Source organism: Daejeonella sp., from assembly GCF_037719425.1.
Taxonomy (GTDB): domain Bacteria; phylum Bacteroidota; class Bacteroidia; order Sphingobacteriales; family Sphingobacteriaceae; genus Daejeonella.
The window spans coordinates 1-4,801 of sequence record NZ_JBBJNI010000218.1; the positions used below are offsets into that span (position 1 = coordinate 1).

The following is a 4,801-nucleotide window of genomic DNA, read 5'->3' on the forward strand; positions in this document are numbered from 1 at the left end:
GAAAAATCATTACGTGAGGGTGGTTCTCCAAGCAGTGCACGTAATTACGCTATTGAAGGTTTGGCCAATACAGATAAAGCGTTTACCGTTCGCATAATTGTCAAGTATGAAGATAAATTTGGCGGTTCACAAATAGACACTGAAATTGCAAGTCAACGCACTATGATCGCTTTCCGTCCGAACTTAAAGGTCGAAAAACTCGTGTTAAGATCAGAAGAAACCGGGATCAAAAATGTCAAAATAGCTGCACTTAAAAATTAAAAGAATTCCATTCACCTAGTCATTGAATCACCCTATGATAGGTGTCTCAATGACTAGGTGATCTTATTAAAAAGGAGTCTCTTTCCTAACTTAACCCACTAGGAATCCGACGTGATTTGGATAAACCATTACACGTTGACTGTGCTCGCCAATTTGAATTGTCCCCTATCTTATTAGTGCTCAGATGATCATATTGTGCTTTATAGCAAGGAAGTTTTTTATAGCTTTATGCCAAACATGGCAAAGTAAAATTCAAATCAATCAGAGTATATCCTATTAAAGAAAACACCAAATAGAAACAGGTATGTTATTAGGCTTTGACATTGGCGGTAGGAAATGCGCAGTCATATTAGGAAGCACGAACGAAAGAGAGAGGATTGACATTACTGATAAAGCAATGTTGCCTACAAACAGCTGCAGCACTTTTTTCAATACCGGTAGTGGCCAGCATTTGAAAACAGTTCCGGTTTCACAGGTGATCCAAAGCCAAAGGATTTCAGTATTTGGGTATGTACAATGCAACACGATGAAGAATGGGATGGTCGGTACTTCTACTGAATCTAAGGCCCCTTAAATGCCGCTACCTAATATTTATTAACGACGGAAAGCTGGCATGGAACAGATTTCCTGAACAAGTTGGATATTTTTATAAAATAAAATCTAAAACTAAAAAAAATATTAGATATTAAAATTAACTAAATTCTCTGACTATGATTATCAATAAAAATGGTTTACTTCTTGTTTTATTTTTAATATTTTTTTCAAATTTTCTTTCAGCGCAAAAGGACTTTAAAAACGGGAATGGCTTCTACAAAAAAGAGAGGCAATCACTGCAGGCCTCTATTCATAAAAACTTTTATGATAAGGCATCCGGATATTATGTGGTGGTGGTAGATCCCGCAAAGCGTGAAAAGAAAAACGGTTACTTGAGAGAATACACCTATATATGGTCACTGTGCGCTCTATACCAGGCGGCGAATGAGATCGAAAAATTGGAGCCGAAAGCAAAATTGATGGCTCCGTTACTGAAAATAATGTATGATTATTTTAAGCCCGCTCCGCCAAAACCCGGATTTTCTGATTATATCATGAAGTTAAAACCAGGAGAGCGCTATTATGATGATAACGAATGGATCGGTATTACCGCTTTAGATGCTTATTCAAGGACAAAGCAGAAATCGGATCTCGAACTTGGTAAGTTAATATACGATTTTATAATGTCTGGTTACGATCAGACTTTAGGTGGAGGAATTTACTGGAAAGAAGGTTCCGCAAGTTCTAAAAATACCTGCTCAAATGGCCCGGGTGTACTTGTAGCACTGCAATTGTACCAGGCTACAAAAAATAAAGCTTACCTGGATACTGCAATAAAAATATTTAACTGGACCAAAGAAAAATTACAAGCGCCATCAACATTATATTATGATAATATAAGGACAAAAGATGGTAGTATCAGTAAGCCAGTATTATCTTATAATACAGGTACTATGCTTCAGGCGAACATTTATTTATACGAAATCACAGGTGATAAAAAATATTTACAAGAAGCGAATGTCATGGCCGATAGTTCTCTTTCGTTCTTCTATGCACATGATAAATTTAGAGATGGCTTTTGGTTCAACGCTGTGTTGTTGAGGGCTTACCAGCACTTATTGAAATACAATAGTGACAAAAAATACATTCTCGGTTTTAAAAAATGTTTAGATGATGCCTTGAAGAACAACAAAAATGAAGATGGATTATTCGTGGGAAAAGAAGGTGTACAAAGTTTGGTGGAGCATGGAGGTATGTTAGAAATACTGGCTCGTTATGCATGGATCGAAAATAAGTATAATTTATCAGAGCCTAATTCTTCACTTTCTACGGTATCAAAGAAATGATTGCGATTATTTTGGTAGGATCTTCTATACTTTATATCAAAGTTGTTGAAATTAGCCAGTAACTTAAAGTAGAGATAGTGTAATGATATAAAGTACCTAATTGTAAAAGATTTAAATATTTAATTATGGAAAAAATTAGGAGTTTATTTTTAGCAGGAGTGATGTTGCCTGCTTTCAGCTTCGGCCAGGCTAAACTTAATCTTACGAAATACGTTAACCCGTTTATAGGGACAACGGTTTTAACCGACTCTGCTTTGCTCGGCTATGTTCCGCCTTGGCGCACTTGGAATGGCCTTGATGGGCCTGCAGCTACCGTCCCGTTCGGCATGGTACAAGCAGTTCCGGTCACTACCTATGGCAGTGGTAGTGGCTACGAGTACGAAGTAAAAACAATCAAAGCTTTCGCCCAGACAAGCGGAACCGATTGGGGACAACTTAACATCCCGATTATGCCTCTCGAAGGCAAAAATTTCACGGCCGATAATTTTGCTTCGACCTTCAGCCACTCAAAAGAAGCGGCACATCCGGGATACTACCGAGTTTTGTTGAACCGCTACAATATCAAGGCAGAACTCACCGCCACCAAGAGATGCGCATACCATAAATATACCTATCTGGGCGGTCAAGATAAAAAAGTGGCATTCGACCTTGTACACGCAGGCGGCGGTAGCAGTACCTGGGAAATCAATAAGGCTGGTGATAACATCGTTACAGGAAGACAGGGTAACCTCTATTTCTACGCCGTAATAAACGATAAGATTAAAAGCATCGACATCTATAAACGTAATCCAAACCAGCCCGACATCCCACCTAGCGGCCAGGGTGCAGGAGGTCAGAGAAAACTTACCGGGAACATTGATATTCCTGTAATCAGTTTCGAAAAATCTGACAAACCATTGGAGGTTAAAATTGGTATTTCAAGCGTTAGCCTCGAGGGTGCCAAACTAAACTACACTACCGAAATAGCAAACAAGAGCTTCGATCAGGTTTACAAAGATGCTGATGAGAACTGGGAAAATCACCTCAGCAAAATCAAGGTTACGGGTGGAACAAAAAAGCAAAAAGAGATGTTCTATTCATGCCTTTACAGGCAGTTTTGGTTCCCGAGTGTTACCAGCGATGCGGATGGTAAAACAGCTCTTTACGGAGGAAGGCGGCGAGTTCCGGGTGAAGCTCAGGCTGGCGAAAGTGCACCAAAGGATACGATCCCCGGATTTGACACCTACTCAGGCCCCGGGCTTTGGGATGTTTTCCGTACACAACTTGTTGTTCTCAATATGCTTCGGCCTGATGTCAGCGAGAATATTATCAAATCCATGATTCTTAATGGAGAGCGTTCAGGATTCCTGTCTACTTCATTCCACGGCGATTTCGCTTCATCTTACATCACAGGTGCCTATCTGCGTGGCGTAAAGGATTACGACATCCAGAAAGCATACCGTCTTATGCTTAATAATGCCAATACCCCTTCCGGGAATAGCGTACGGACCCCAAGACCCCACAATGATCAATATCTTAAACTCGGTTATGTTCCTGAAGTAAATATTCCGAATGCGGTAACCGAAACTGTATCTACCGCAGGAACCACGAAAACGCTTGAATTCGCTTATTCGGATTACTCAATAGCACTGATGGCTAAAGCTCTGGGCGATATGGACACGTACAACACGATGATGAAGCGCAGCATGAACTACAAGAACGTGTTTGATGCCCAGACCGGATTTATGAGAGGCCGTCTTGCGGATGGAACTTGGTACGCACCTTTCAATCCTAGTTATCCTTACTACGAATTCATGTACCGCGAGGCAAACGCCTGGCAGGCATCGTTCTTCGTACCACAGGATACCAAGGGACTTATCTCCCTGTACAAGAGTCCCAAAGACTTCGAGCTTAAAGTAGATTCACTTTTCTCAATTCCCTGGGGCGGATATGCAAAGGATAATCTATCATGCTTCCTCGGACAGTTTTGTATGGGTAATCAGCCCGACTTTAACTATCCTTATCTTTATTATTTCGTAAACAAACCAGAAAAGTCACAAGCCATCCTTACCAAACTGCTGTCAGATTACTACGGAATGGGCCCCGAAGGCCTTGCGTTGGCCGGAATGGATGACTATGGTTCCCTGACGGGATGGTATGTATTTAATGCAATGGGTATATACCCCTATTCACCGTCTGACCCGGAATATATTGTATCAGTGCCTATATTCGACAAAATCGAAATGCAGCTCGGTGCAGGTAAGACATTTACTATAGTCAAACAAGGCAATGGCAAAAATATTGACAAAGTTACGATTGGCGGAGAGCCACTTAAAGGATGGTTCGTTAATTATGACGACATGCTCAACGGCAAAGAACTGGATATTTATACAAAATAGGATAAAGGTTTTTTAAGTATAATGGAGCTATTGTATAAATTAGGAAAATGGGAATAGATTTCAAAAAATAATAGAAATTAACACACCAAAGGGTCTTGTCAAAATAATAGCATAAAACAGTATTGATACTAAATATTATAAAAACAGCTACGTCTTTAAATTTAATTTGTCTGAACATGAAAACATTCTATTTACCTCTTATTTTACTTCTATTTCTTTTTGTAATGGCAGATTTTAGCTTTGCTCAAACATCTGGTATTACTTCAGGGGCAATCTACACAT

At 39.8% G+C, this 4,801-nt stretch carries 4 protein-coding genes; all 4 read left to right on the forward strand.

What is annotated here, in order from left to right; all coding sequences use genetic code 11:
- A partial coding sequence (locus WKF69_RS18655) for a hypothetical protein (protein WP_340383926.1) occupies positions 1-261 on the forward strand: 261 nt, incomplete at its 5' end.
- A 304-nt stretch (positions 262-565) separates the two neighbouring features.
- On the forward strand, positions 566-835 hold the full coding sequence (locus WKF69_RS18660) for a hypothetical protein (protein ID WP_340383928.1): 270 nt from the start codon (positions 566-568) through the stop codon (positions 833-835).
- Between the two features lie 136 nt (positions 836-971).
- Positions 972-2,141: a glycoside hydrolase family 76 protein gene (locus WKF69_RS18665; RefSeq protein ID WP_340383930.1), complete on the forward strand. Its 1,170-nt coding sequence runs from the start codon at positions 972-974 to the stop codon at positions 2,139-2,141.
- A 125-nt stretch (positions 2,142-2,266) separates the two neighbouring features.
- On the forward strand, positions 2,267-4,519 hold the full coding sequence (locus WKF69_RS18670; protein ID WP_340383932.1) for a GH92 family glycosyl hydrolase: 2,253 nt from the start codon (positions 2,267-2,269) through the stop codon (positions 4,517-4,519).
- Positions 4,520-4,801: the final 282 nt, after the last annotated feature.

Coding starts and splice junctions, on each gene's coding strand:
- WKF69_RS18665 (WP_340383930.1), top strand. CDS start 972: ATGATTATCAATAAAAATGGTTTACTTCTTGTTTTATTTTTAATATTT.
- WKF69_RS18670 (WP_340383932.1), top strand. CDS start 2,267: ATGGAAAAAATTAGGAGTTTATTTTTAGCAGGAGTGATGTTGCCTGCT.
- WKF69_RS18660 (WP_340383928.1), top strand. CDS start 566: ATGTTATTAGGCTTTGACATTGGCGGTAGGAAATGCGCAGTCATATTA.